The organism is Paenibacillus foliorum, from assembly GCF_013141765.1.
GTDB lineage: Bacteria > Bacillota > Bacilli > Paenibacillales > NBRC-103111 > Paenibacillus_S > Paenibacillus_S foliorum.
Map to the genome: position 1 here is coordinate 52,020 of NZ_WHOD01000070.1, position 23,098 is coordinate 75,117.

20 protein-coding genes are annotated in these 23,098 nt (G+C 45.1%); 6 read left to right on the forward strand and 14 right to left on the reverse strand.

The annotated features are described in order from the left end of the window. Window positions 1–107: 107 nt before the first annotated feature. Both dapF and GC093_RS18845 read right to left on the reverse strand, forming a co-directional pair. Window positions 108–947, reverse strand: coding sequence for a diaminopimelate epimerase (dapF, locus tag GC093_RS18840; protein WP_171653438.1), 840 nt, complete (start codon window positions 945–947; stop codon window positions 108–110). A 168-nt stretch (window positions 948–1,115) separates the two neighbouring features. Next, complete coding sequence (locus GC093_RS18845; protein WP_171653439.1) at window positions 1,116–3,902, reverse strand: calcium-translocating P-type ATPase, SERCA-type; 2,787 nt, start codon at window positions 3,900–3,902, stop codon at window positions 1,116–1,118. A 184-nt stretch (window positions 3,903–4,086) separates the two neighbouring features. On the opposite strand from GC093_RS18845, the gene GC093_RS18850 reads away from it, so the two are divergent. Continuing rightward, window positions 4,087–5,913, forward strand: a complete 1,827-nt coding sequence (locus GC093_RS18850; protein ID WP_171653761.1) for an Rqc2 family fibronectin-binding protein — start codon at window positions 4,087–4,089, stop codon at window positions 5,911–5,913. Window positions 5,914–6,043: 130 nt separating this feature from the next. Here GC093_RS18850 and GC093_RS18855 read toward each other — a convergent pair whose 3' ends face one another. Next, complete coding sequence (locus GC093_RS18855; RefSeq protein ID WP_171653440.1) at window positions 6,044–7,543, reverse strand: IMP dehydrogenase; 1,500 nt, start codon at window positions 7,541–7,543, stop codon at window positions 6,044–6,046. Between the two features lie 212 nt (window positions 7,544–7,755). On the opposite strand from GC093_RS18855, the gene GC093_RS18860 reads away from it, so the two are divergent. After that, window positions 7,756–7,962 (forward strand): hypothetical protein, encoded by a 207-nt coding sequence (locus tag GC093_RS18860; protein ID WP_171653441.1) that lies wholly within the window; start codon window positions 7,756–7,758, stop codon window positions 7,960–7,962. Window positions 7,963–8,066: 104 nt separating this feature from the next. Here the strand turns inward: GC093_RS18860 and galU are convergent, their stop codons facing one another. From galU to GC093_RS18885, 5 genes are all read right to left on the reverse strand, one after another. Next, complete coding sequence (gene galU, locus GC093_RS18865; protein WP_171653442.1) at window positions 8,067–8,945, reverse strand: UTP--glucose-1-phosphate uridylyltransferase GalU; 879 nt, start codon at window positions 8,943–8,945, stop codon at window positions 8,067–8,069. Next, complete coding sequence (locus GC093_RS18870; protein WP_171653443.1) at window positions 8,942–9,835, reverse strand: PHP domain-containing protein; 894 nt, start codon at window positions 9,833–9,835, stop codon at window positions 8,942–8,944. The genes galU and GC093_RS18870 overlap by 4 nt, the downstream gene beginning before the upstream one ends. A 40-nt stretch (window positions 9,836–9,875) precedes the next feature. Then, window positions 9,876–10,787, reverse strand: coding sequence for a selenium metabolism-associated LysR family transcriptional regulator (locus GC093_RS18875; protein ID WP_171653444.1), 912 nt, complete (start codon window positions 10,785–10,787; stop codon window positions 9,876–9,878). Between the two features lie 98 nt (window positions 10,788–10,885). Continuing rightward, complete coding sequence (locus GC093_RS18880) at window positions 10,886–11,323, reverse strand: hypothetical protein (protein ID WP_171653445.1); 438 nt, start codon at window positions 11,321–11,323, stop codon at window positions 10,886–10,888. Between the two features lie 298 nt (window positions 11,324–11,621). After that, on the reverse strand, window positions 11,622–11,888 hold the full coding sequence (locus GC093_RS18885; RefSeq protein ID WP_171653446.1) for a YlbG family protein: 267 nt from the start codon (window positions 11,886–11,888) through the stop codon (window positions 11,622–11,624). Window positions 11,889–11,945: 57 nt separating this feature from the next. Here GC093_RS18885 and GC093_RS18890 point away from each other — a divergent pair, with 57 nt between their 5' ends. Further along, complete coding sequence (locus GC093_RS18890) at window positions 11,946–12,971, forward strand: asparaginase (protein WP_171653447.1); 1,026 nt, start codon at window positions 11,946–11,948, stop codon at window positions 12,969–12,971. Window positions 12,972–13,031: 60 nt separating this feature from the next. Here GC093_RS18890 and GC093_RS18895 read toward each other — a convergent pair whose 3' ends face one another. The 3 genes from GC093_RS18895 to GC093_RS18905 form a co-directional block, all read right to left on the reverse strand. Further along, complete coding sequence (locus GC093_RS18895; protein WP_171653448.1) at window positions 13,032–13,493, reverse strand: YlbF/YmcA family competence regulator; 462 nt, start codon at window positions 13,491–13,493, stop codon at window positions 13,032–13,034. A gap of 78 nt (window positions 13,494–13,571) precedes the next feature. Continuing rightward, window positions 13,572–15,626: a helicase-associated domain-containing protein gene (locus tag GC093_RS36660; RefSeq protein WP_171653449.1), complete on the reverse strand. Its 2,055-nt coding sequence runs from the start codon at window positions 15,624–15,626 to the stop codon at window positions 13,572–13,574. Further along, window positions 15,623–17,389: a DNA repair helicase XPB gene (locus GC093_RS18905; protein WP_376768663.1), complete on the reverse strand. Its 1,767-nt coding sequence runs from the start codon at window positions 17,387–17,389 to the stop codon at window positions 15,623–15,625. The genes GC093_RS36660 and GC093_RS18905 overlap by 4 nt, the downstream gene beginning before the upstream one ends. A 122-nt stretch (window positions 17,390–17,511) precedes the next feature. Here GC093_RS18905 and GC093_RS18910 point away from each other — a divergent pair, with 122 nt between their 5' ends. Then, window positions 17,512–18,042 carry a thermonuclease family protein gene (locus tag GC093_RS18910; RefSeq protein ID WP_376768664.1) on the forward strand — a complete coding sequence of 177 codons (531 nt, stop codon included), beginning with the start codon at window positions 17,512–17,514 and terminating at the stop codon, window positions 18,040–18,042. A gap of 69 nt (window positions 18,043–18,111) precedes the next feature. Here the strand turns inward: GC093_RS18910 and GC093_RS18915 are convergent, their stop codons facing one another. From GC093_RS18915 to GC093_RS18925, 3 genes are all read right to left on the reverse strand, one after another. Further along, window positions 18,112–19,278 (reverse strand): Gfo/Idh/MocA family protein, encoded by a 1,167-nt coding sequence (locus tag GC093_RS18915; RefSeq protein WP_171653450.1) that lies wholly within the window; start codon window positions 19,276–19,278, stop codon window positions 18,112–18,114. A gap of 152 nt (window positions 19,279–19,430) precedes the next feature. Continuing rightward, window positions 19,431–19,841 (reverse strand): CBS domain-containing protein, encoded by a 411-nt coding sequence (locus GC093_RS18920; protein ID WP_376768667.1) that lies wholly within the window; start codon window positions 19,839–19,841, stop codon window positions 19,431–19,433. Between the two features lie 158 nt (window positions 19,842–19,999). After that, window positions 20,000–21,172 (reverse strand): M20 family metallopeptidase, encoded by a 1,173-nt coding sequence (locus GC093_RS18925; protein WP_171653452.1) that lies wholly within the window; start codon window positions 21,170–21,172, stop codon window positions 20,000–20,002. A gap of 397 nt (window positions 21,173–21,569) precedes the next feature. Between GC093_RS18925 and GC093_RS18930 the strand changes: the two genes are divergently transcribed. Continuing rightward, window positions 21,570–21,917: a YugN family protein gene (locus GC093_RS18930; protein ID WP_171653453.1), complete on the forward strand. Its 348-nt coding sequence runs from the start codon at window positions 21,570–21,572 to the stop codon at window positions 21,915–21,917. A 12-nt stretch (window positions 21,918–21,929) separates the two neighbouring features. Beyond that, window positions 21,930–23,093, forward strand: coding sequence for a putative lipid II flippase FtsW (gene ftsW, locus GC093_RS18935; protein WP_171653454.1), 1,164 nt, complete (start codon window positions 21,930–21,932; stop codon window positions 23,091–23,093). Window positions 23,094–23,098 lie beyond the last annotated feature (5 nt).

Sequence of the window (23,098 nt, forward strand, 5' to 3'; positions counted from 1 at the left end):
CCTACCTTCCCTTTTACAATATACCCCACAAGGTTAAACGGCTATCCATCATCACTAGCTTGTGAAAATAGCTTGTGAACCACGCCGATTTCGAAACTTGCGCTTTATCAGCCTAAAATACCGGAATACACCTGCTCAGCTGGACCCGTCATATATACACGGTTATCAGCCTTACTCCATTCGATGAGCAAATCTCCACCTTTTAATGAAACGGTAGCTACTCGATCTGACAAACCATTCAATACGGATGATACCAAAGTAGCGCAAGCTCCAGTCCCACATGCTAGGGTTGGTCCTGCTCCACGCTCCCACACTCGCATATCCATAGCCTCTCGTGATTTGACAGTAGCAAATTCCACATTGACGCGCCGCGGAAACAGGGGATGTACTTCCAACTTCGGTCCCCAGACAGCAAGATCGATGGAAGCTGCATCCTCTACATAAATGACACAATGCGGATTCCCCATCGATACGGCGGTGAAGTGGAAAACCCGTCCATCCACTTCAATAGGATAGTTCAGCACTTGTTCTTGATCGATAGTAGTTGGAACCAGCTTTCCTTGAAGCACCGGCTCCCCCATATCGACACGAACGGCCGTCACTTTGCCATTTGATACCGTAAGCTGTACCTGCTGTGATCCCGCTCCCAACGTCTCAATAAATAACTCCGTTCGAGAGGAATCAATAAGCTCATGCTCGTAAATATATTTAGCAACACAGCGCACCGCGTTGCCACATTGCTCGGATTCCGATCCGTCTGAATTAATGATACGCATTTTGTAATCTGATATATCAGAAGGCAGTATATATACTAAACCATCAGCTCCAATACCAAAAAAACGGCTGCACAATTGAACGGCAAGCTCGCTTGCATTCGACGGCAGCTTGCTTTCGCCTGCAATGATGATAAAATCATTACCTAAACCATGCATTTTTGTGAAATTCATCATCTCTCCTGCTTTCAATCTTTCTAGAGTTCCTTTTGTTTAGCCACTATCATAACGCAAAACGAATAACATGCATAGTTTTTCCGCAAAATTTTAACCGATATTTACTGAAAAAGCAAAAAGCCTGTGCAATGGGTTCTATTCCCACGCACAGGCTTTTGATGTCTTTTATCTGGTGATGGGTTTGGCGCTGCCGTAACGAATAGGCTTCCGCTTTGCAGGCTTGCTCATGACACTGCCGATGCCCATTAGAAATGTTGGAATTCCAGCGAACACAAGCACGATGATCCAATCCTGCCAGCCGAGCGGAACCGTTTTGAAGATCGGCTGCAGCTGCTCGATGTACAGAACAGCCAGCATTAAGAGTAAGGAAGAGATGACTGCTAATACTAAATAACCATTCTGCAACGGGTTGCGGTGAAAGATTGAACGGGAGCTGCGGCAGTCAAACACATGAATCAGCTGTGCCATAACTAATGTAGCAAAAGCGACCGTTTGAGCATGAACCAATGTGACCGCATCCCCTTTGGGCCCCTGGTACAGCACGATCAAGAAAGCTGCAAGCGTGCACAATCCGATCAATATTCCCCGGCTTATTATTTTCCAGCCCAGGCGGCGTGCAAAGATGTTTTCACGGGCACCGCGAGGCTTCTGCTGCATCAGATCCTTCTCGGCCTGATCTACGCCAAGAGCCATCGCTGGAAGACCATCGGTAACTAAGTTGACCCATAGAATTTGAATCGGGATTAACGGCAGCGGAAGCCCTGCCATCATGGCCAGAAACATAGTCATAATTTCTCCAACGTTGGAAGCTAGCAGGTAGCGGATAAACTTGCGAATATTTTCGTAAATCCCGCGTCCCTCTTCTATAGCAGCAACAATGCTCGCGAAGTTGTCATCGCTAAGCACGAGCGCTGCTGCTTCCTTGGTCACATCTGTACCGCTAATGCCCATCGCGATTCCGATATCGGCCGCCTTGATGGCAGGCGCGTCATTCACACCGTCGCCTGTCATTGCGACTACGTGGCCCTTACGCTGTAGCGACTTTACAATCCGCAGCTTATGCTCCGGGGATACCCTAGCGTATACATAAGCATCCTCTACGCGATCATCTAGCTCGTCATCGCTTAGCTGATTCAATTGCTGCCCATTCAACGCCAATCCACCATTTGGAGGCAAGATACCAAGCTGCTTCGCAATCGCTTCTGCAGTGCCTTGATGATCTCCTGTTATCATCACCGTTTTGATGCCAGCCTTGCGGCATTTGGTGATGGCTTCCCTCACCTCTTTGCGGGGAGGATCGATCATCCCTGTCAATCCAATAAAGACAAGCCCCATTTCTACCTCATCTTCATCCGCATAGCTGTCAGTAACCTTCAGGTCACGATAAGCTAGGCCCAGCACACGTAGTGCATTTTTCGCCATGCCTTCATTTGCTGCCAGCACCTTTTGTTTCAAAGTCGTGGTGAATGGAATCACCTTATCGTCCCATAGAACGTAACTGCACTTGTGCAGCAGCAAATCAGGCGCTCCTTTCGTACAAACCATCCGGCCGCCTTGATGATCAACCAGTACAGTCATCCGTTTTCTTTCAGAATCAAACGGAAATTCGCCGATACGGTTGAACTGCCCTCCCATTAATTGCTGGGTGGTACCAGCTTTGGCTCCAAGTACAACAAGTGCCCCTTCGGTTGGATCGCCTTTGATGTTCCAACTGATAGCAAGCTCCTCAGTCGCCTGCTTTTTGCGTTTGGCCTCTGTCTTTTCTTCTACCAGAACGGCGTTGTTGCAGAGCACCGAAACTTGCAGCAGCCGATTCAGCATCAGATTGTTATGGATATCCACTTGATTGCCGCTGCTCAGAATATCGCCACGAGGGTCATAACCATCGCCTGTAACCTCCAGCACATGACCTCCAAGCCAGAGGTGGGTTACTGTCATTTTGTTTTGTGTCAATGTGCCTGTCTTATCTGAGCAGATAACCGACGCGCAGCCGAGAGTTTCGACTGAAGGCAGCTTGCGCACGATTGCTTTTCGTTGGATCATCCGCTGCACACCCAGTGCAAGAGCAATCGTTACGATTGCCGGTAATCCTTCGGGGATTGCTGCAACAGCTAAGCTGACACCGGCAAGAAACATACCGTATGGCTCCTGTCCGTGGACAATACCAGCTATTACGACAACTACGGTTAATGCAAGAGCAACGATAATTAATATTTTCCCCAGCTGCTCTAAGCGATGCTGCAATGGCGTTTCCATAGATTCCGTGCTTTGGATTAAGTCAGCAATTTTACCCATTTCCGTATTCATCCCAGTGCGGACCACTATACCTCTCGCCGTTCCCCTCGTAATCATCGTGCCCATAAAGCCAAGATTTCGTTGGTCGCCGAGCGGCACTTCCTCACTGTTAAGCGCATCCGTATGCTTATTGACCGGCACGGATTCTCCAGTCAAAGCAGATTCCTCCGCGTAAAGACTATTGGCGTCAACAAACCTGATGTCTGCCGGGATCCGATCCCCGCTCTCCAGAAGGACAAGATCCCCGGGCACTAGATCTCTAGCAGGTATTTGAAACAGCGTGCCGTCTCGCAGCACCTTCGCATGTGGCGCTGACAATTCCTTTAAGGCACGAAGTGAGCGCTCAGCCCGGAATTCCTGAACGAAGCCGAGAATCCCATTCATAATAATAATGGCGATAATCGTTACCGCATCCAAATATTCACCGAGCAGCCCTGAAATGAGTGTAGCCCCCATCAGCACCAGCACCATAAAATCTTTAAACTGATTTAAAAATAATGCGATCGGTGATATTTTTGCCCCTTCGGATAATTCATTACGACCATGCTCGTCCAAACGCTTTTGCGCTTCTTCTGACGACAGCCCTTTTGACGGATGAATTTGCTGCGATTGCATAATCTCCTCCGCCGTCATCTGGTACCACTTTTTCTGACTCATCTGCTCATTCCCTCCCAAAAGGATCAAACAACCTCTAGAAATAAATGTATTCAGACAAGCTAAAAAATAGCACAATAGAAGGAATGGGATGACAGACTTAAGTTTTTGCCGAAAATATGGCATGATAGAGTATATCTTCTTAAGCCCTTATAAAAACTAGAATTTGAATGGAGTTGTAACGAACATGTCGTTTGACGGTCTTGTCGTCCACAGCCTCGTGCAGGAGCTGCAGGCTTGCGTGGGCGGCCGAATTAATAAAGTACACATGCCATCAGGCAATGATATTGTATTGCAGCTTCGCGCTCAAGGCAGTAATGTAAAGCTGCTCCTGTCCGCGAATCCCACATATCCTCGTGTTCATGTAACCGAACAAACCTTTACCAACCCTATGGAAGCTCCGATGTTTTGCATGCTGCTTCGCAAACATTGTGATGGCGGCGTAATCGAGAGCATCACCCAACCGGGGCTGGAGCGGGTTATTCGTCTTCAGATACGCCAGAGAGACGAAATTGGGGATGTCAGCAGCAAGGTCATCATTATTGAAATAATGGGAAGGCATAGCAACATTATTCTGCTTGATCCGGCAACAGATACCGTCATTGACGGGATTCATCATGTAACGCCAGCAATCAGCAGCTACCGGATAGTTATGCCCGGAAGTAGGTATACCACTCCTCCTGAGCAGCATAAACATCATCCATTTCATGTGGATAAGGAGCGCTTCATTACTCTGCTTACTCAACCTCATACTACGCCTGCACAAGAGGCCGATGTGTTGAAAAGCCTGAATGAACCTGTTCATCCGGATCCCCAAGCAATTAATGAGGAAACATGGGAACAACGTCTGGTTACGCGCTTTAGCGGATTCAGTCCGCTCGTTGCCAAAGAGCTTGTCTATCGCACCCAATATCCTTTAACTGTGGCAAATACACCTGAAGCCAATGCGGCACTCTTGTGGGAGCCCTTCCATGTGCTCATCGAAAATCTCAAGCTAAACGGCGGAGATCCACATATTTGCGAGCAACCCGAAACGTCCAAGCAAGCCTTCTCGATAATAGAGCTGACTCACCTGCATGGAGAGATCAAACGGTATTCTTCCGTGAGTGAATGCTTGGAAGCTTTTTATGGAGATAAAGCAGAGCGGGATACTGTCAAGCAGCGGGTATCCGATTTGCTGCGGTTTCTGCAAAATGAACGAAACAAAAATGCTAAAAAAATGGAAAAACTTCAAGAAACGCTGGAGGAAGGTCAAGAGGCGGATAAATTCCGGATTCTTGGAGAACTGCTCACCTCCTCTATGCATCTAGTTCAGAAGGGTGACAAACAGATCGAGGTCATCAACTATTATGATGAAGAGCAGCGCCCTATCTTTATTACTCTGGACCCATTGCTCACGCCCTCGGACAATGCTCAGCGTTATTTCAAGAAATATACTAAAAGTAAAAACAGTCTAATAGCGGTAAAAGAGCAGCTTCTGCAAACCCAAACGGAAATTCATTATTTGGACAGTCTGCTCCAGCAGCTTGGCACCGCATCTCTTAGCGATATCGAGGAAATTCGTGAAGAACTGATCGAGCAAGGCTATATTCGCGACCGCAGCAAAAAAACACGTAAAAAGAAAGCCAACCAGAAGCCGCTGCTTTCCTGCTTTACTTCTAGCGAAGGAATCCCTATATATGTTGGGAAGAATAATACGCAAAACGAATATTTAACCAACCGACTGGCCCAATCTGCGGATACCTGGCTGCATACAAAGGATATTCCTGGCTCACATGTGGTCATTCGAAGCGTTCAATTCGGCGATGCTACACTCCATGAAGCGGCACAGCTGGCGGCGTATTTCAGCCAAGCTAAGTCTTCAAGTCTTGTGCCAGTTGATTTCACAATGATCAAGCATGTCCGCAAACCAAGCGGCGCTAAGCCTGGATTTGTCATTTACGACCACCAAAAGACATTGTTTGTGACGCCAAATACCGATGAAATCAAACAAATGCCCGTGAGCATCAAGTAACCATTCTACCCGTTATACAAAAAAGGCGCTTCAATCTCCTGATTTCACAAGAGGATTGAAAGACGCCTTTTTTCTATATTCGTGTTTCTTCGTTATTTTTACACATAATCAAACGTAATGCGCTAATTACTTATTCTCCAGATAAGTTGCTTTCCTTCAAAATAACGTCATGAGCGCCACCCTCAATAATACTCGTCGCAGATACAATGGTAATACGGGCTTTGCGCTGAAGCTCTTCAATCGTTTTCGCCCCGCAATTGCACATCGTTGATTTGATTTTGCTGTTTGTTTTATCCAAATTTTCTTGCAAACCTCCCGCATAAGGTACGTACGAGTCGACACCCTCCTCAAAAACAAGGCCTTGCTTGCCCCCTGTATCATAACGCTGCCAATTCCGAGCACGGTTAGATCCCTCACCCCAAAACTCCTTAACGAAATTGTTGCCTACCTTCAACTTTCTAGTCGGACTTTCGTCGAAGCGGGCAAAATATCTTCCCATCATAACAAAATCAGCACCCATAGCTAACGCAAGGGTAATGTGATAGTCATGTACAATTCCGCCATCCGAACAAATCGGCACATAAATACCTGTTTCTTCAAAATACTTATTTCTAGCTTCTACTACTTCAATAAGAGCTGATGCTTGGCCGCGGCCTATTCCTTTTTGTTCCCTCGTTATACAGATAGATCCACCGCCTACGCCTACCTTGATAAAGTCTGCACCCGATTCAACCAAATACAGAAATCCTTCACGGTCCACGACATTACCGGCCCCGATTTTTACATTAAAGTTTGATTTTACATACTGCAAAGTGTCACGCTGCCATTCGCTGAAACCATCCGAGGAATCTATCACAAGCACATCGACCCCCGCTTCTACTAAAGCAGGAACTCTTTCTTCATAATCCTTCGTATTAATGCCAGCTCCAACAATATAGCTTTTATTCCGATCAAGCAGTTCTTGAGGATTTTCTTTATGCGCATCATAATCTTTACGAAAAACAAGGAAATCCAGGTTTTGTTGCTCATCAACTATCGGCAAACAATTCAGCTTATGCTCCCAGATCAAATCGTTAGCCTCAGGCAATGAAATGCCCGAATTACCGTAAAAAAGAGAGGCGAATGGAGTCATAAATTCATGGACTGGCTTATCAAGCGAATCGCGGCTAGTTCTATAATCCCTGCTTGTTACGATCCCTAGAAGCTTACCCTTTGGCGTTCCATCATCCGTAACCGCAACCGTAGAATGACCGGTTTCTTCTTTCAAATTAAGTATATCTTGAAGGGTATGAGAAGGGGTAAGATTAGAGCGGCTTACTACAAACCCCGCTTTATAGCTCTTTGCTTTTTTAACCATAACCGCTTGTTCTTCCACCGACTGGGAGCCGAAAATAAAGGCAATCCCTCCGCTTCGCGCCAATGCAACCGCCATATTGTGATCTGAGACCGACTGCATCACAGCTGATGCAAACGGAATATTCAGTGAAATATCCGGCTCCTCACCCTTCTTAAACTTAACAATGGGCGTCTTCAGATCAACATTCGCAGGTGTACAATCCTTTGTTGACAAATTGGGAAGAAGCAGAAACTCACTGAACGTCCGAGATGGTTCCATGTAATAATACGCCATTTTCAAATATCCCCCTTTTGAGTTATGTGAACCAAAACCAAATTAGTAAGTATGAGTACCATTTTTTCGAAAAATCTGAAACCTAATCAACTGCTTGCTTCTGGGTAAATTTTTACAATCATAACATACGACCCCAAATGTATCAATCCTCTGTTGACGTAAAGGAAAACTTACTTAATAATGGTCATAGCAACCCATATGGAGGTAGTAGCATGAGAGAAAATATCGAAGAATTAATTGACCTATTCGACAAATATACCGATGAGCAGATTGCGGATTTGTCCGACTTTTCTTATGAAAACCGTACGATGTCGAGAGATGAAACCTATATAATCGTGTCAACAATTCGTGCCTCACGTATTGCAAGAGGATATATCAACGGCGGCCGAACTCGAATTACAGACAAGGAAAATGAATGAAGAATAAATCACAGCAAAAAAGCTTGCAGGCAACGTATTTCTCGTCCTGCAAGCTATATATTTTATATGGGATCTCAACCACAAGATACAATCAGTCCTAAGCTTTATTTACTTCCCCAGGATTCAGTAAGCTTCTGCAAATAGGCCTTCAGTGCATCCTGTAAATCCTCCCGCTGAAGAGCAATCTCTATGGTCGCTTGAATGTAACCCAGCTTGTCCCCAACATCATAGCGCTTGCCCTGTATGGGATAAGCTATCATCTGCTGCGATGCATTGAGTATACGGAGTGCATCCGTCAACTGAATCTCTCCGCCACGACCCGGCTCACAGCTTTCCAATATCCCGAATATTTCCGGTGCGATTATATACCTTCCAATAACAGCCAGATTGGATGGAGCCATCCCACGCTCCGGCTTTTCAACCAAATCCTCTACATATTGGTACTGCCCTCCACTTGCTGCAGGCGAAATAATTCCGTATTTATCGACATCTTCCCAAGGCACTTCCTGCACAGCTATAACCGATGTCTCCGTTTGCTCGTAGACATCAATCATTTGCTTAAGAAAAGGCGGACTCGACTGAATAATATCGTCGCCAAGTAGAACCGCAAACGGCTCATTCCCAATAAACTTGCGTGCGCACAGAACTGCGTGGCCAAGTCCCAAGGGCTGCTTCTGGCGAATATAATGTACATCTGCCAGATTGGAAACTGACTTCACCAGCCGCAGTAGCTCCACATTCCCTTTTTCTTCGAGTATCATTTCCAGCTCAACTGAATTATCAAAATGATCTTCAATCGCACGCTTGTTACGTCCTGTAACGATCATGATGTCTTCAATGCCAGCTGCGATGGCTTCCTCAACAATATATTGTATAGCCGGTGTATCAACGATGGGCAGCATTTCTTTGGGCTGAGCTTTAGTAGCAGGCAGGAAGCGCGTTCCTAGGCCTGCTGCAGGAATGATGGCTTTACGTATTTTCATGCCTGTGCCCCCTCATCCTCACCCTTGTCACTGAACAGTAGTTTGCTTGTTGTCTGCTTCGCATCAATCAGCAGCTGCACAACCGACATCTCGACTTTGCGGGCTCCAACTGGAGCGTGAAATACAACACCGCCGCGCTCCCCATGAAAATCAGAGCCCCCCGTCATAATAAGCCCGAGCTGCTCAGCAATTGCTCGATAATGTTTCTCCTGCTCTGGTGTGTGGTCAGAGTGATATACCTCCAGTCCTGCTAATCCGACTTCAGTAAGCTGTGGGATCAGCTTATCTAGATTATACAGTCCAGGATGGGCAAGAACCGGTACACCGCCTGCTTCCCGTATCCACTCAATGGCAGTTAAGGGCTCGATCCGCGGCGGATTGACATAAGCTGCCGCTCCTTTACCTAAATATCGTTCGAAAGCCTCAGCCATTGAAGCTACATAGCCCTTCTTCAGAAGCGCGTCCGCAATATGCGGCCTGCCAATCGTTTCGTCAGCCTTTTTCGATGCTTGCAGAGAAGCCAGCACATCTTCCATTGTGATTTGTAAACCAAGCTCATTCAGACGTTCTAACATCATCATGTTGCGCTGCTCTCGGACGTCTCGCAGTGAGGAGAGACGTTGCAACAATAGTGGATTTGTATGGTCAATCCAATATCCAAGGACATGAATGTCCTGTCCTTCAGACACCGTACTGATTTCAACACCAGGAATAACCGTAATGTCGTATTGTGTTCCCGCCGCTAACGCTTCGTCAATCCCGGCAACCGTATCATGATCGGTAATGGCTATTCCCGCGAGACCCGCTTTCAACGCAAGCCGAACATTTTCCGAGGATGGCTGTGTTCCGTCCGAAGCCGTTGTGTGTGTATGTAAATCTGCGTATAACATAATGTACCCCACCTTTAAAGATTTTGCGTAATATATATCCTTACATCCACTGACTCAAATCCCGTTCACGCAGAAAAGTAACAAAAGTGACAGCTGAGATCGGTAAAATAGTCGAGTTCAGGTAAATTGCATAGAAGCTTCGCGAGAAGCGGATACCTTCAATCGGTTTAATTGCTAGTACGCCTAATGCTGTCTCATGCTTAAGTGACGATTGGGATAGGATTGAGATGCCAAGCCCCGCTTCCACCGCTGATTTGACGGCTCCAGTACTGCCGAGCTCCATCACAATTTTCATATCAGTCGAATCAAAACCTGCTCTTGCCAGCTCTTCCTCCATGACCCTGCGAGTTCCCGAGCCTTGCTCGCGCAGCACAAATGGATACTTAAGAACCTCCTCCATGGTCACACTCGGACTTTGCGCTAAGGGATGGTCTCTCGGTACGATTAATACAAGCTCATCCTTCATAACCGCTTCAATGTGCACATCAGGATGATCAATCTCAGCCTCAACCAATCCAAAATTCAACTGGTGATTTAGAACTTCATCGAGAATTAGCCGTGTATTGATTACTTTCATGCTTACTGATATATTGGGATACTCCTTACCGAATGGCCCTAATAGTCGGGGTAAAATATACTCGCCAACTGTCATACTCGCTCCCAAGTGAAGCCTTCCCTCCAACATATGTGTAAACTTGGACATGTTAATGTCGGTTTCCTTCATCAGCTCGATGCTGCGTTTAGCATACGGTAATAATGATCTACCAGCTTCAGACAACTCGATCTTTTTCGTTGAACGATGGAACAGCTTCGCTCCAAAGTAATCTTCTAAAGATTGCACCTGCATAGTTACTGCAGGCTGTGTCATATGAAGCGCTTGCGCCGCGTGTGAGAAGCTTCCTTTCTCCGCTACCGTATAAAAAATATGAAGCTGATGAAAATTAAGTGCCATTGTCCGTTTACCTCCAGCTTGCTTTGGTACACCTATTATAGCAAAAATAAAAAGAGCATGCCGTATTTAACGGAATGCCCCTATATAATATATTCCATTTATCTGCGTTTTCTGCTATTTTTGATCAATGTCATCCTACGTGAATGGCGAAGCCAGGAGTAGTAAGACTTCAAGTCACGTAGTTCAATAGTTTCAGACATTCTTCCAAGAAAAGTGACGATTACCATGCGGTGCAGCTGCCGATTGCTTATTCCCGAGCTCGATTCCCACCCTGTGAATTCGGCGACCATCACCAAATCATCCTCAACCAAATAAACGTCTTCACCGTTCTTATAATAAGACTTAATATTCCCTGCCTTCAATCTATCCCACAAAAAATCGCATATATCATCAAAGCCCGTTTTTTGGCTCTCAACCCTATCCGCCCAACGGATCCGAGCATGATTTGTGATTACGATATCTGCGACGTTTTTGTCCCCCAATGCAACGTAAAACGGCTCGCAGCTGTTTAATCGGTCAATTGTTCTGTCTCTCATAAATCACAACCCCTCACCTATTAAACTAGTCCTTTTCGCCTATGTACATTTGATCCCCCTTTATTTTACTAGATTTGAAAACGGATTCCAAATAAAAAAATCTTTAGATACCATGGAAATTCTTATCTTTAACAACTAAAAACCTCACTCTCATCCCTCTGATTGATGAACTGCATGTACAAAAAAAGCCTCCGATGGTTCAGAAGCTTTTGGTAATGCATTTTATATTAAGAAAAGAAAAGTATAGAGCGCCTGGTGCCTTACCTACTTCTTTTCTTTAACAATCGATGGTTTGCAGTTATACTGTGTAGAAACGTGTTTTATCAGCCATATTACTACTGTATTCTGTTTGTATCTCATTGCGGTAAGAGCGCTCGACCTTTTTGACAAAAGGCAGCTTCTGCAGTTGTTTTGTTGTTTCTTCCAATTTGGATGAATGTACATACATAGCCGCATAGTGCAATCTCTTAGAAATATAATGTACACTTCCGTAACGCTCTAACTGTTTATTAGCAGCTTTGAGGTCACTCACCCAAACAATTAAGCCACTGCGATCAGTAAACATGATTTATACCTTCTTTCTATAATAAGATAATCAATGAAAGGACGAAACAAATTGAATATGGCACAAATACTAGTTGAAGCCTTGCGCGGAGCTAAGACTGAAAGCCTGCACCGCGGCCACATAGCCGTTGTTAATGCTAACCATGAACTAATTGCTTCTGTTGGCGACTCGGCCTATCATACATTCGCTCGTTCTACGGCTAAGCCGTTGCAAGCGATTCCTTTATTAGAAATGAATGGCGATCTTCACTTTCAATTTGATGATAAAATGATCGCTCTTCTATGCGCGTCCCATAACGGCGAAGACTCCCATGCTGCGATGGCAAATCAGATTCTACATCGGATCGGACTGGACGAAGGAGCCCTTCAATGCGGAGTTCACGACCCCTTTCACCTGCCTACAGCCAATCGATTAAAGGAAACTAGAATCCCTAACACGCCCCTTCGCAATAACTGCTCAGGCAAACATTCAGGCATGCTAGCCCTTTCTCAGCTGCTTGAACCATCAATAGGAGCTACCTCTGAGCCCTATGTATCAAGCTCTCATCCCATCCAATTACGAATGCTGGACATCATTGCCCAAATGTGCGATGTCCCAGCAGAACAAATTGACTTAGGCACAGATGGTTGTGGTGTTCCGGTATTTGCGATGCCGTTGGAATCGCTCGCTTATGCTTATGCACGGCTTGGCAAGCCAACCGGCTTGCCGGAGCAGCGTGCTCAAGCCTGTCGGCGTATTGTAGGAGCCATTACTCAACAGCCATACTATATAGCAGGGAGCGACCGCTTCGACACTCGACTAATCGAAGTGACTCAGGGCCGCATTATAGGCAAGATGGGAGCAGAAGGGATGTTTGCCCTCACCATTCCAGAGAAGGGCTGGGGAGCGGCTTTCAAAATTGAAGATGGAACCATGCGCGCCATTTATCCAGCTGTGATGGAAACACTGGTACAACTGGATCTGCTCAATCAAGAAGAAATCCTACTTTTAGAAGAATTCTATCATCCCAAAGTGCTTAATTGCCACAATACGGTTGTTGGTGAAATTCGGCCCCTATTGAAACTAAACCGTTACACAGTGTGATTCTATAAAGCCAAATCCAAAGAACAGAATTAGCAACTGAAGCTGTGATCTGCTAAATACTTAGCCACAGCTTCCGCTGCACCCGCCTCCTGTAGAGCAACTTCCAGTGGAACAGCTTCCGCCGCCTGCGTTCATATCATTACCGGGCACTTTAATTGTGTCTGACACACTATGCGCAATCATTTGCGATACTGTAAACAGCAGATCATCCAGCCGCTGCTCTGCTTCTTTGTAATACTTGACCGATTCAAGGTTATCTAGTTGCTCCTGAATAGCCTGTACCTGCTCCAGTGCCGCATGGTAGTCTGGATGAAAATGGCCAAACCTCTGACATTCTTCGAACAGTTCTTTCTTTTTGTTAAAAAGCATCACAAGTTCCTTTACCTGAGGGTCCTCGTCCTTGCGCTGCTTCCAATATAAATAATCCGACGTCTCCGTGGAAATTTTTATCATATCTCCTAAGTCGTATGCCTGCATCAGAATGGCAGACATATCCAATGCTTGAGCTTCAATTACTGCCATTATAGCACCTGCCTCATATATAATATTCATTATTGTCAGACAAGTTCATCATACCACATATTGTACTTATTTGTTGCATCAAAATTTATCATTAATGCCAGGCACAATGATCTTCATCTCCTGCCAATCCTCAGGAAATAAGCACACTTCCTGAAGCTTGGACTGTTCCAAACCCGTCATACTCCACGTGCCGCGAGTCTCTTGCAGCTTTCTTGGTGCAATCATGTGATCATGACCATTATGACGCACCTGCAGCGTTGTTTTCCACTCCATAGCTTTCTCGACCATTTCACGGCGGGTTGATGAGTGGTAAGTGCGGTAATCTTTCATCCAGCCTGGAGGAACCCCTTGCAAATCGGGGAATAAATCACGAACATCAGGGATTTTCTGTTCCATCTCAAAATACATAAACGTGTGTCTGGAGTAGATGAAACCCTTTTCTGCTATATGTATCGGGTCAGACTTCATGGCAGTATCCTTATTCGATGTCAAGGAGCTGTCTTCTAGCGATTGCATCGATCCTAAGCTTCTTTTCCTATTATCGACCTTCTCGGAAGGGATTGAATCACCAAGAAGCTTCAGCTTACCGGGCATCCATCCTGCTTTATTGAGCAGATCTGTCAATTGCTTTAATTGATCCGTTCGGACGATCCACGCCTGCTCACCAATTTCCTCGAGAATACAAGCAGAGCATCCTGGCAGCTTTTTTACAGCTTCAGCCACGGCAGCATCCTCACAGCGCAGCAGCAGCACTTCCGCAAGCTTAACCTTACCGAATGGCTTTGCCCATTGCTCAAGTGTTAGCTTCACATTTTCAGGTATGCCATAGAGTGATTGCTTGTCCAAAAACATCAGCAGTTCTTCCAGCCTTAGTCCCTTCTCCAACCCCCTCTGCAAACTCGCCTTGTTCAGCTTGTAGACAGAAACAAGATCAGCCTTTTGCTGATCAGCAATGGCGGCCAGTTCCCATCTTATGGCATAAGGTACACTTGGCGGCACCAAGATTTCAAAGTCAGGCTGTACATAGAAACATCCATCCGTCGCATTACTCAGAGATTCTTGCGATTCCATAGGATGTATCCGCCAGCGGTAAAATATATCCCCTTCACCTGTCTCAGCAGTTCCCCGCTCCATCCAACCAAAAGCTATCAGTGGATGAATCCACTGCTGCTCCAGCTGATCTAACAGATCCTGACCCCGGATGGGCTCTTCCTTACCCAAAGGAACTATTTTTTGTACGCGCAGCCATTGTAGCAAGCCATCAGCAGACAGCCAATTATCTTCCGGCTGCCGCTCCAGCAGCAGGACAGCATGCTGTAGCCAGACCGCGCCTGGGAACGCAACCATTTTCCAGATTAAATACAGCTGCTTATTTTGTTCGCGCTCACTTAAAGAAAGCCATCTTTCAACTTCAAGCTCCTGCAAGCAAAGCTGCTCACCCCGTTGTTCCACAAGCTGAAGTCTTAACAGAAACTCCATTATTACAGCAAGCTTTATAGGATATACATCTGCAAATGCATACTTCAAAGAGCTGCCGAGAAATCGCTCATCTTTGATAAATAGCAGCTCCAACCATTTTTGCAGTTGTTTTTTATGCAGGGTTCCATTCTTCGTTAAGTTCATATCGTTTTGGTCTAAAAAGACTAGGGTTTGAAACAGTAAAGAAGCAAGACCTGGATTATATTCTTCCATACATTCAATGCTTGTCTCTCTGGAAATTATTGAATCCTGCTTATCACCAGAATTCAATATTAGTTGCTGCCATATAGCAAGAGCGTCTTCAGCAACTACATATACATGCTCTCCCCATGTTTTTTTGAACATATAAACCAAACCCTTTTTCAGCAACAACAAAAAACCGACTTTCGCATCTGCCCCTGACATCATGTGTGAGGTCAATTTCTCAAGCTTAGGCCAATCAAAGGGTTCACTTCCGATTGAAGTGACAAGGAAATGCAGCACATTTCTTTCTCTAGTAGACAATTGGTTATAAATAGTTTCCATTATAGCCAAATTGCTCCATATGGATTCCAACGTTTCTCCCCTACTCAACCATGGAACATAAAGCGCTTCAGCTTCGATGTGAGATTTTAGAACCTCTGGCATTTTGCTTAAGTAGAACACGTGGTTCACGTAGACAATACCTCCTCATCCGATGTCTGGCTTATAGCAATTCGAGCATGAGCATCATCGAGACCCACTAAAATAGTACTCTTGCCCTCCATTGCTGAATACTCCTCTATTTGGTATTTATATCCTTGTTCTATTAGAAACAATTGCCTGTTTAGCGCATATTCCTGCTCTTTCGTATCCGATGAGACAATGGAGTAAAAAAATGCTTTGTTCGCGTCCGACTTTGGACGTAGAATGCGCCCCAGACGCTGAGCTTCTTCTTGCCGGGAACCAAAGCTGCCAGAGATTTGGATGGCTACAGAGGCGTCTGGTAAATCTACAGCAAAGTTAGCAACTTTGGATACGATGATGGTTTGCAGTTCACCACGGCGAAATTGGTTATAGAGCTCCTCTCGTTCCTCATGCGGCATTTGGCCATGGATAAATGGTGCCCCCAAAGCCTGAGCCACCTGCTTAAGCTGGTCAAGATATTGCCCAATAATAATTGTCTGTTCCCCTTCGTGCTGAGCAAGCAGCTTCGTAATCACATTCAGTTTTCCACTGCTTGTACTGGCGATTCTCATCTTCTGCCTTGCTTCTGCAGCATGGTAAGCTTCCAGTTCATCTACAGGCAATGGGACGCGGATTTCTGTGCAGCTTACTGCTGCAATCCACCCTTGCCCTTCTAGCTCCTTCCATGGCATATCATAACGTTTGGGACCAACAAGCGAGAATACATCCTCCTCCCGTCCATCCTCACGGACAAGCGTTGCTGTTAAACCAAGCCTTCTTGTAGCTTGTATGTCAGCGGTTACGCGGAATACAGGAGCTGGGAGCAAATGAACTTCATCATAAACAATCAAACCCCAGTCCCGTTTATTGAATAAATCCATATGAATGAACAAATCATCCTTCGATTTACGATAAGTTAATATTTGATAGGTCGCTATGGTTATCGGACGAACATCCTTTTTCATACCGGTATATTCCCCTACCATATCTTCGGTAACTTCTGTTTTTTCTAAAATCTCACGTTTCCATTGATTTACAGAGGTCGTATTCGTAGTAAGAATTAGAGTAGCACAATTTAACTTCCCCATCGCAGCTATTCCAATAATAGTTTTACCAGCACCACAGGGCAGTACAAGCACACCGCTACCTCCCAAGATACTACCTTCCCGATAAAACGATTCGACCGCTGAGTTCTGATAATCACGCAGCTGAAATGCTTTTCCATCAGCGACATCCGGTTTGAGCCTGATGGGCAGCTCCTCACCACGGGTATAACCCGCCAAATCCTGAACCGGATATCCCAGCTTGATCAATTCTTGCTTCAAAGCTCCCCTATATCTAGAGGAAAACCGCAGCGTTTGTGAGTCAACCTGACATAGACCATAGGAGCGAAGGGTTCTAAAAGAACACATTTCCTTGATCGCCTCTACGTCATCCGATATCAACAGCAGATCATCACCTAAGCTTTCAATGCGTACCAAGCCATACCTCTCTACAAAACGTCGAATGTCCTGCTTAATGTTGTTTGGCACACCAAACTTGGCATGCTCCTCCAAAAAAGAAGTTATCTCCGAGGTAGTCATCCCTGCTGCTGCTGCATTCCAGAGTGACAATGCCGACATTCGGTACGTATGGATATGCTCCGGCGTTTTGACCAAATCCGCAAAACGCGCTAACAAAGGGCGTACCTGACCAAAATTAGGATGGCGCACCTCCAGCAAAACCGTGAAATCACTCTGAACCACAAGTGGCTTTTTTGGGTCCATCTGCATATTGATCCCTCCTGAAAGATCGCTCAAGTTTACATACCAACTAGTATGAGGGGAAACCACATAAATTAAACATTTTTTCGCTTTACAGCCGTTTAAGTTGGTTCTACAATGAGTAGTTAGAGGTGACATCATTGAATAAACAATGGATTGCAGCCGCGCTCCTCCCAATTTTAATAATCAGTATGATTCTCTCAGGATGCCAAAGTAAATCAGCATCAACCCATAACGGTAGGGAGTCGGTTAAAGTTGAGCGTGTGGTCGACGGGGATACTTTTGAAATTAAACTCGATGGTAAAAAAGAAAAAGTCAGGCTAATCGGGGTAGATACACCGGAAACTAAAAAGCCTAACACGCCTGTAATGTTCTATGGAAAAGAAGCTTCTGATTTCACTAAAAAGCGGCTTGAGAACAAAACGGTCGAGCTGGAATGGGATGTTGAACGTAAAGATAGGTATGATCGCCTGCTTGCATACGTCTGGATTGATGATGAGCTGTACAACCGCACACTTATTAGCGAGGGCTATGCGCGTATTGCAACATTCCCTCCAAACGTCAAATATGTGGATTTATTTAAGAAGGATCAAGAAGAAGCCCGTAAGAAGCAAAAAGGGCTTTGGAAGGATTATGATTCTGCGTTTGAAAAGAAAAAGTGAATGAAGTGATATAACAACAAAACGACCTGACAGATTGGCTGTCAGGTCGTTTTTATTTGTCGGCAACTCCTAGTGAGTACCTTTTACATCCAGTTGCAATTCTTTTGTTTCTTTTTGGAAAGTCGAGTTCTTAATGCGTTCTTGAAGCTTCTCATAGTACAGATCTTCGTTGATTGGAAGATCAACCCAGTTATCTGTCCATGTAGACAAATGCATCGCATTGGATAAAGTTAAGCCTTTAATTCCTTCTTCGCCCGGTGCAAGCAACGGTGTACCATTCAAGATATGATTAACGAAGTTTTGCGTGATGCCTTTATGTTGAGGTCCTGGAGCTCCAACTACTGGAACCTCGCATTTCCAGCATTCTGGCTGACCAAATCCGCCTTTGAATTCACGGTTAAACTGCGGTTCAGGTGTGCGCAAGCGCCAGAATGTCAACGTATCATTTTCAATCACGATTTTACCGTTATCTCCACTTACTTCATACCGATTTGTACCTGGAGCCTCACCGGTAGTTGTAACGAATAAGCCAGTAGCGCCGTTCTCGTATTCTACGTATGCAGTAACGTCATCTTCTACCTCAATGTTACGGTATTTACCAAAGCTGCAGAATGCTCTGACACGTTTAGGCATCATATCAGCAGTCCACTGCCATAGATCGAGCTGATGAGGATCTTGGTTGATTAACACACCGCCGCCCTCTCCTGCCCAAGTAGCGCGCCAGCCGCCGGAATCATAATAGCTTTGCGAACGGTACCAATTCGTAATAATCCAATTAGTACGACGCACTTCTCCAAGCTCTCCGGATGTAATTAAATCTCTAAGCTTTTGATATAAAGGGTTTGTCCGTTGATTGAACATAATTCCAAAGGCTTTGCCCGATTTCGCGGCAGCTTCGTTCATTTCGCGAACTTGTTTGGTATACACGCCAGCAGGTTTTTCAACCAATACGTGATAGCCGTGAGAAAATGCTTGTATAGCAGCAGCTGAGTGATCGTAGTGAGGTGTCGCCACCAGCACAACATCGAACGCCTTAGATGCATAAAAGGCTTCTAAATTATCAAACAATTGAATATTACTACTTCCGTGGTTGCTTCTAACCCATTCAAGCCGGGCTGGATCCGTGTCCACAATGGCTGTCAACTCCGCATTGTTCACTTGATTTTTGGTCAAGTATTCCGTATGACTTTTACCCATGTTACCCACACCGACAATACCGATGCGCACTTTGTCCATTTCGTATTCCCCTGCCTCTCATTCTTAAAAAAAGTTTGTATGTAAGCATTTGTTCTACATCAGTAATATTATATATTGCACACGTTAACATTACAATACAAAAAAATTTGTTCCCCCGATATTTTCGGGAGAACTAATGCAGCCTGATTTATTTAGACCGTTACCTTATCTTTTTCAGAGATCTCACTTAACGCTTCTCCGGCTTCATCCTCAAAGTTACTGCGTACAGCTAAATCACCGATAGATACAATTCCTACCAGCTCCCCATTCTCTACGACCGGCAAACGGCGAATTTGCTGACTTGCCATCAGTTTGGCCGCTTCATCCACCGTAGTTTCAGGGGTTGCACTCGTAATTTGATTGCTGCTCATGACTTCTGCCACCGCGGTAGAGCCTTCCTTCTTCGCGGCAAATCCTCGGATGACCAAGTCACGGTCGGTAATAACACCAATCAGCTTTTTACCGTCAACAACAGGAATAAAGCCAGTATCCTCCTGCTTCATTTTAACAGCAACCTCATATACATTATCTTTCAAAGTGACTGTCGCACAATCCTTCGTCATGATTTCTTTTATTTTTTTTGCATTCAAGGGTGATTCCCTCCCAGAAGAGTTTGTCATTCGGAGAATACCGAACTTGCATTATGAAAGTAACGGCATCTACCGTTGCAAACATAGAATCTCCCGAAACCCCGCTTTGCATGTGCACAAGCCCCTAGCAGTTAATTACAGCCATCGTTCTGGCAATCCCATAGCATGCTGATAAAGAGTCTGGCTGCGTCGCGCATTGCTCTTTCATCGATGTCAAACTTGGGATGGTGATGAGGATGTATAATTCCCTGCTCACGGTTGCCTGCTCCTACAAACATAAAACAGCCTTTACGCTGGTGCAAATAATACGCGAAATCCTCCCCGGCCATAATGAGCGGAGAAGGTTCGACATTCATCACACGAGCTCCCGCTCGGAAGAATCGTTTGGCCTCGTCAGTATCATTAATCACTGGCGGATAACCCATTTTGTAATCGAAGCTGGAATCAGCTCCATTCATTAAACAGGTCTGCGATACTAAACGCTCCATTCGTTGCTTTACATCCATGCGCAAATCCGGATCGAACGTACGTACGGTACCGATTAACATAGCTTGCTCTGCAATGACATTAAAGCTTGTACCACTGTGAAAGGAACCGATGGAAACCACACAAGGCTGTGTCGGATCTACGCCGCGGCTTACAATCGTTTGAAGATTGCCTACTAGCTGCGAACCAATTACTATACTATCCACGGTCTCATGCGGCAGCCCCCCATGACCGCCTTTTCCCTTTACTATTATTTCAAACTCATCCGCTGCGGCCATGAAGGCTCCTTCTTTACAATAAGCTGCTCCCAACGGGAACGGCGTCCATAAATGAATGCCATATATATAATCAACCCCATCCAATGCACCTTCAGCGATCATACTGTACGCCCCACCGGGGCTTAATTCCTCGGCATGCTGGAATAGAAACACGACATCGCCATTCAACATTCCTCTATGCTCTGACAATACTTTGGCAACACCTAGTAATGTGGAGGTATGGGCGTCATGTCCACATGCATGCATAACTCCATTAACCTTGGACGCATATTCGCAGTTCTTTTGGTCCTGAATCGGAAGTGCATCCATATCAGCACGTAACGCTACTGTTGGTCCTCGTCCATTGCCCTTTAATCGAGCGGTTATTCCATTTCCGCCAACTTCAGTACGGACCTCTAATCCCCATTGCTTTAAATGCTTTGCGACATATGCCGCAGTTTCTCGCTCCTGATAAGATAACTCGGGATGCTGATGCAAATACCGGCGCCAGCCGACCATCTCCGGATATAGTAAATCAATCGCTTGTAACAAGACTTCCATGACCGTACACCTCCGGTTTATCGAGCTTATAGAGGATGTTCAAAAATCGACTTTTGATCACGAAGTATCTCAGGAAGCATATTCGACATTGAATCCTGCATTCAGGCTCGAAGTCCGGTGCTCATTTAGGTTTCCCTAAACTCCGCTCCTCCTTCTTCACCTTCTTGCAACCTTCTCGGTGCTGAAAAGTCGGATTTTTGAACTCTCACTTATTCTTATCTTTCTCTACATTTTAACAAATCTTCCTCCCGCTTTCATCTATATGTCACAAGAATTTCAAACTTTATATATCGTACTAAGCTACATTTCGCATTAAGCTTGCACAAGTTTGGGAAACATACTATCATGATTAAAGGATTAGAATCAATGGATTTGACTTTTTAGGAGGGCTTTCAAAGTGATTATTGAAAATAATGGCGTTAAAGGGCTAAAAAGCGATCTCGCTCATTTGGACGAAACTACAACAAGCTTGGGGTTCGTTCGTTGGCAGTGGGAATATACTCGGGCAACATATGATTTGAAAATTGAGGATAGAGCTTCGAACAGCGAATACTTCTTGCGTTTGAACACTCGTGCTGAGTCCGGAAAACTGGAATCCCCTTATGCAGTGCTTTACATAGAAGAAGTATATATTGGAAGAGGCACATTCCCTCACGGTTTGGATTATGAATCAGCAATTCCCGATTCCATCATGAAAATTGCTACTCAGAAGCTTGCTCAGCTGAAAACTAAATTGTCTGACTAAGGACGAAGTCTAATGACTGCCCAGCGACGAGGAACACCGGATTTCCTGCTGCTTTTTTTAACCTTCTTATTAGTTTGCTTTGGATTGGCTATGGTATTCAGTGCGAGTATGGCGTATACCCGCTTCGACTCTGTTTCGGAAACTATGCTAAATGATCCGTCTTATATGGTTATTCGTCAAGCAATTGCGATTGCCATGGGTACAGTAGCTATGTTTTTTTGTATGAACATCGATTACCGTATCCTTAGGAAGTGGATCGGTCCCGGCTTTGTTATCGTTGTCATCATGCTGCTATTGGTTCCTATAATAGGACATGGAGTCAAAGGAGCAACAAGCTGGTTCAAAATTGCCGGTTTCAGCGTTCAACCCTCCGAATTTGCTAAGCTGGCCGTTATTTTATATTTGGCGGCTCTCATTAGCAAGAAAGAGGATAAGTTCCGAGATTTTCAAAAAGGGCTTCTTCCCGCTCTGATGATCGTAGGCTTTGTATCTGCGTTGATCTTACTTCAGCCTGATGTTGGCTCCACCATGATCCTGATACTATGTGCAGCTATCGTCATCATTGTGGGAGGCGCCAATCTTAAACATATTTTTTTCTTGAGTGTTCTCGGAGCGGGAGTGCTGTCTTCTGTAATATCGATTTATTTGGCAGTAAAAAACGGTCAAGACTATCGTATTGACCGTTTTACCGCATTCATGGACCCTTGGGCCGACCAATTAGGTACCGGCTATCAATTGATCCAATCGCTATATGCCTTCGGCCATGGCGGAATTTGGGGAGCGGGTTTCGGACAGGGTATTCAAAAGCTTCATTACCTTCCTGAAGCTCATAATGACTTTATTTTTGCCATTATCGGTGAAGAACTTGGATTTATCGGCACTTCCTTATTTATCCTTATTTACTTAGCTTTTCTGTGGCGGGGCCTTCTGGTCGCCGTTCGCTGTAAAGAAATGTTCGGTACATTAACAGGAGTCGGTATTATCGGAATGATAGCAATACAAGCCTTAATCAATTTAGGCGGTGTCACAGTAAGTATACCGATGACTGGTGTAACGCTTCCTTTCATTAGTTATGGTGGTTCCTCCATGCTTATTTCGCTCATTAGTCTCGGGATTCTGCTTAGTATATCTAGGGAATACAATAAACCGGATAAAGAAACGAAAAAGAGAGCCTAACAGGC

What these genes read in the sequence shown, in the direction of transcription:
- dapF (WP_171653438.1), bottom strand. Translation starts at nt 947, where the DNA reads ATGAATTTCACAAAAATGCATGGTTTAGGTAATGATTTTATCATCATT.
- GC093_RS18845 (WP_171653439.1), bottom strand. Translation starts at nt 3,902, where the DNA reads ATGAGTCAGAAAAAGTGGTACCAGATGACGGCGGAGGAGATTATGCAA.
- GC093_RS18850 (WP_171653761.1), top strand. Translation starts at nt 4,087, where the DNA reads ATGTCGTTTGACGGTCTTGTCGTCCACAGCCTCGTGCAGGAGCTGCAG.
- GC093_RS18855 (WP_171653440.1), bottom strand. Translation starts at nt 7,543, where the DNA reads ATGGCGTATTATTACATGGAACCATCTCGGACGTTCAGTGAGTTTCTG.
- GC093_RS18860 (WP_171653441.1), top strand. Translation starts at nt 7,756, where the DNA reads ATGAGAGAAAATATCGAAGAATTAATTGACCTATTCGACAAATATACC.
- galU (WP_171653442.1), bottom strand. Translation starts at nt 8,945, where the DNA reads ATGAAAATACGTAAAGCCATCATTCCTGCAGCAGGCCTAGGAACGCGC.
- GC093_RS18870 (WP_171653443.1), bottom strand. Translation starts at nt 9,835, where the DNA reads ATGTTATACGCAGATTTACATACACACACAACGGCTTCGGACGGAACA.
- GC093_RS18875 (WP_171653444.1), bottom strand. Translation starts at nt 10,787, where the DNA reads ATGGCACTTAATTTTCATCAGCTTCATATTTTTTATACGGTAGCGGAG.
- GC093_RS18880 (WP_171653445.1), bottom strand. Translation starts at nt 11,323, where the DNA reads ATGAGAGACAGAACAATTGACCGATTAAACAGCTGCGAGCCGTTTTAC.
- GC093_RS18885 (WP_171653446.1), bottom strand. Translation starts at nt 11,888, where the DNA reads ATGTTTACTGATCGCAGTGGCTTAATTGTTTGGGTGAGTGACCTCAAA.
- GC093_RS18890 (WP_171653447.1), top strand. Translation starts at nt 11,946, where the DNA reads ATGGCACAAATACTAGTTGAAGCCTTGCGCGGAGCTAAGACTGAAAGC.
- GC093_RS18895 (WP_171653448.1), bottom strand. Translation starts at nt 13,493, where the DNA reads ATGGCAGTAATTGAAGCTCAAGCATTGGATATGTCTGCCATTCTGATG.
- GC093_RS18905 (WP_376768663.1), bottom strand. Translation starts at nt 17,389, where the DNA reads ATGCAGATGGACCCAAAAAAGCCACTTGTGGTTCAGAGTGATTTCACG.
- GC093_RS18915 (WP_171653450.1), bottom strand. Translation starts at nt 19,278, where the DNA reads ATGGACAAAGTGCGCATCGGTATTGTCGGTGTGGGTAACATGGGTAAA.
- GC093_RS18920 (WP_376768667.1), bottom strand. Translation starts at nt 19,841, where the DNA reads ATGACGAAGGATTGTGCGACAGTCACTTTGAAAGATAATGTATATGAG.
- GC093_RS18925 (WP_171653452.1), bottom strand. Translation starts at nt 21,172, where the DNA reads ATGGAAGTCTTGTTACAAGCGATTGATTTACTATATCCGGAGATGGTC.
- ftsW (WP_171653454.1), top strand. Translation starts at nt 21,930, where the DNA reads ATGACTGCCCAGCGACGAGGAACACCGGATTTCCTGCTGCTTTTTTTA.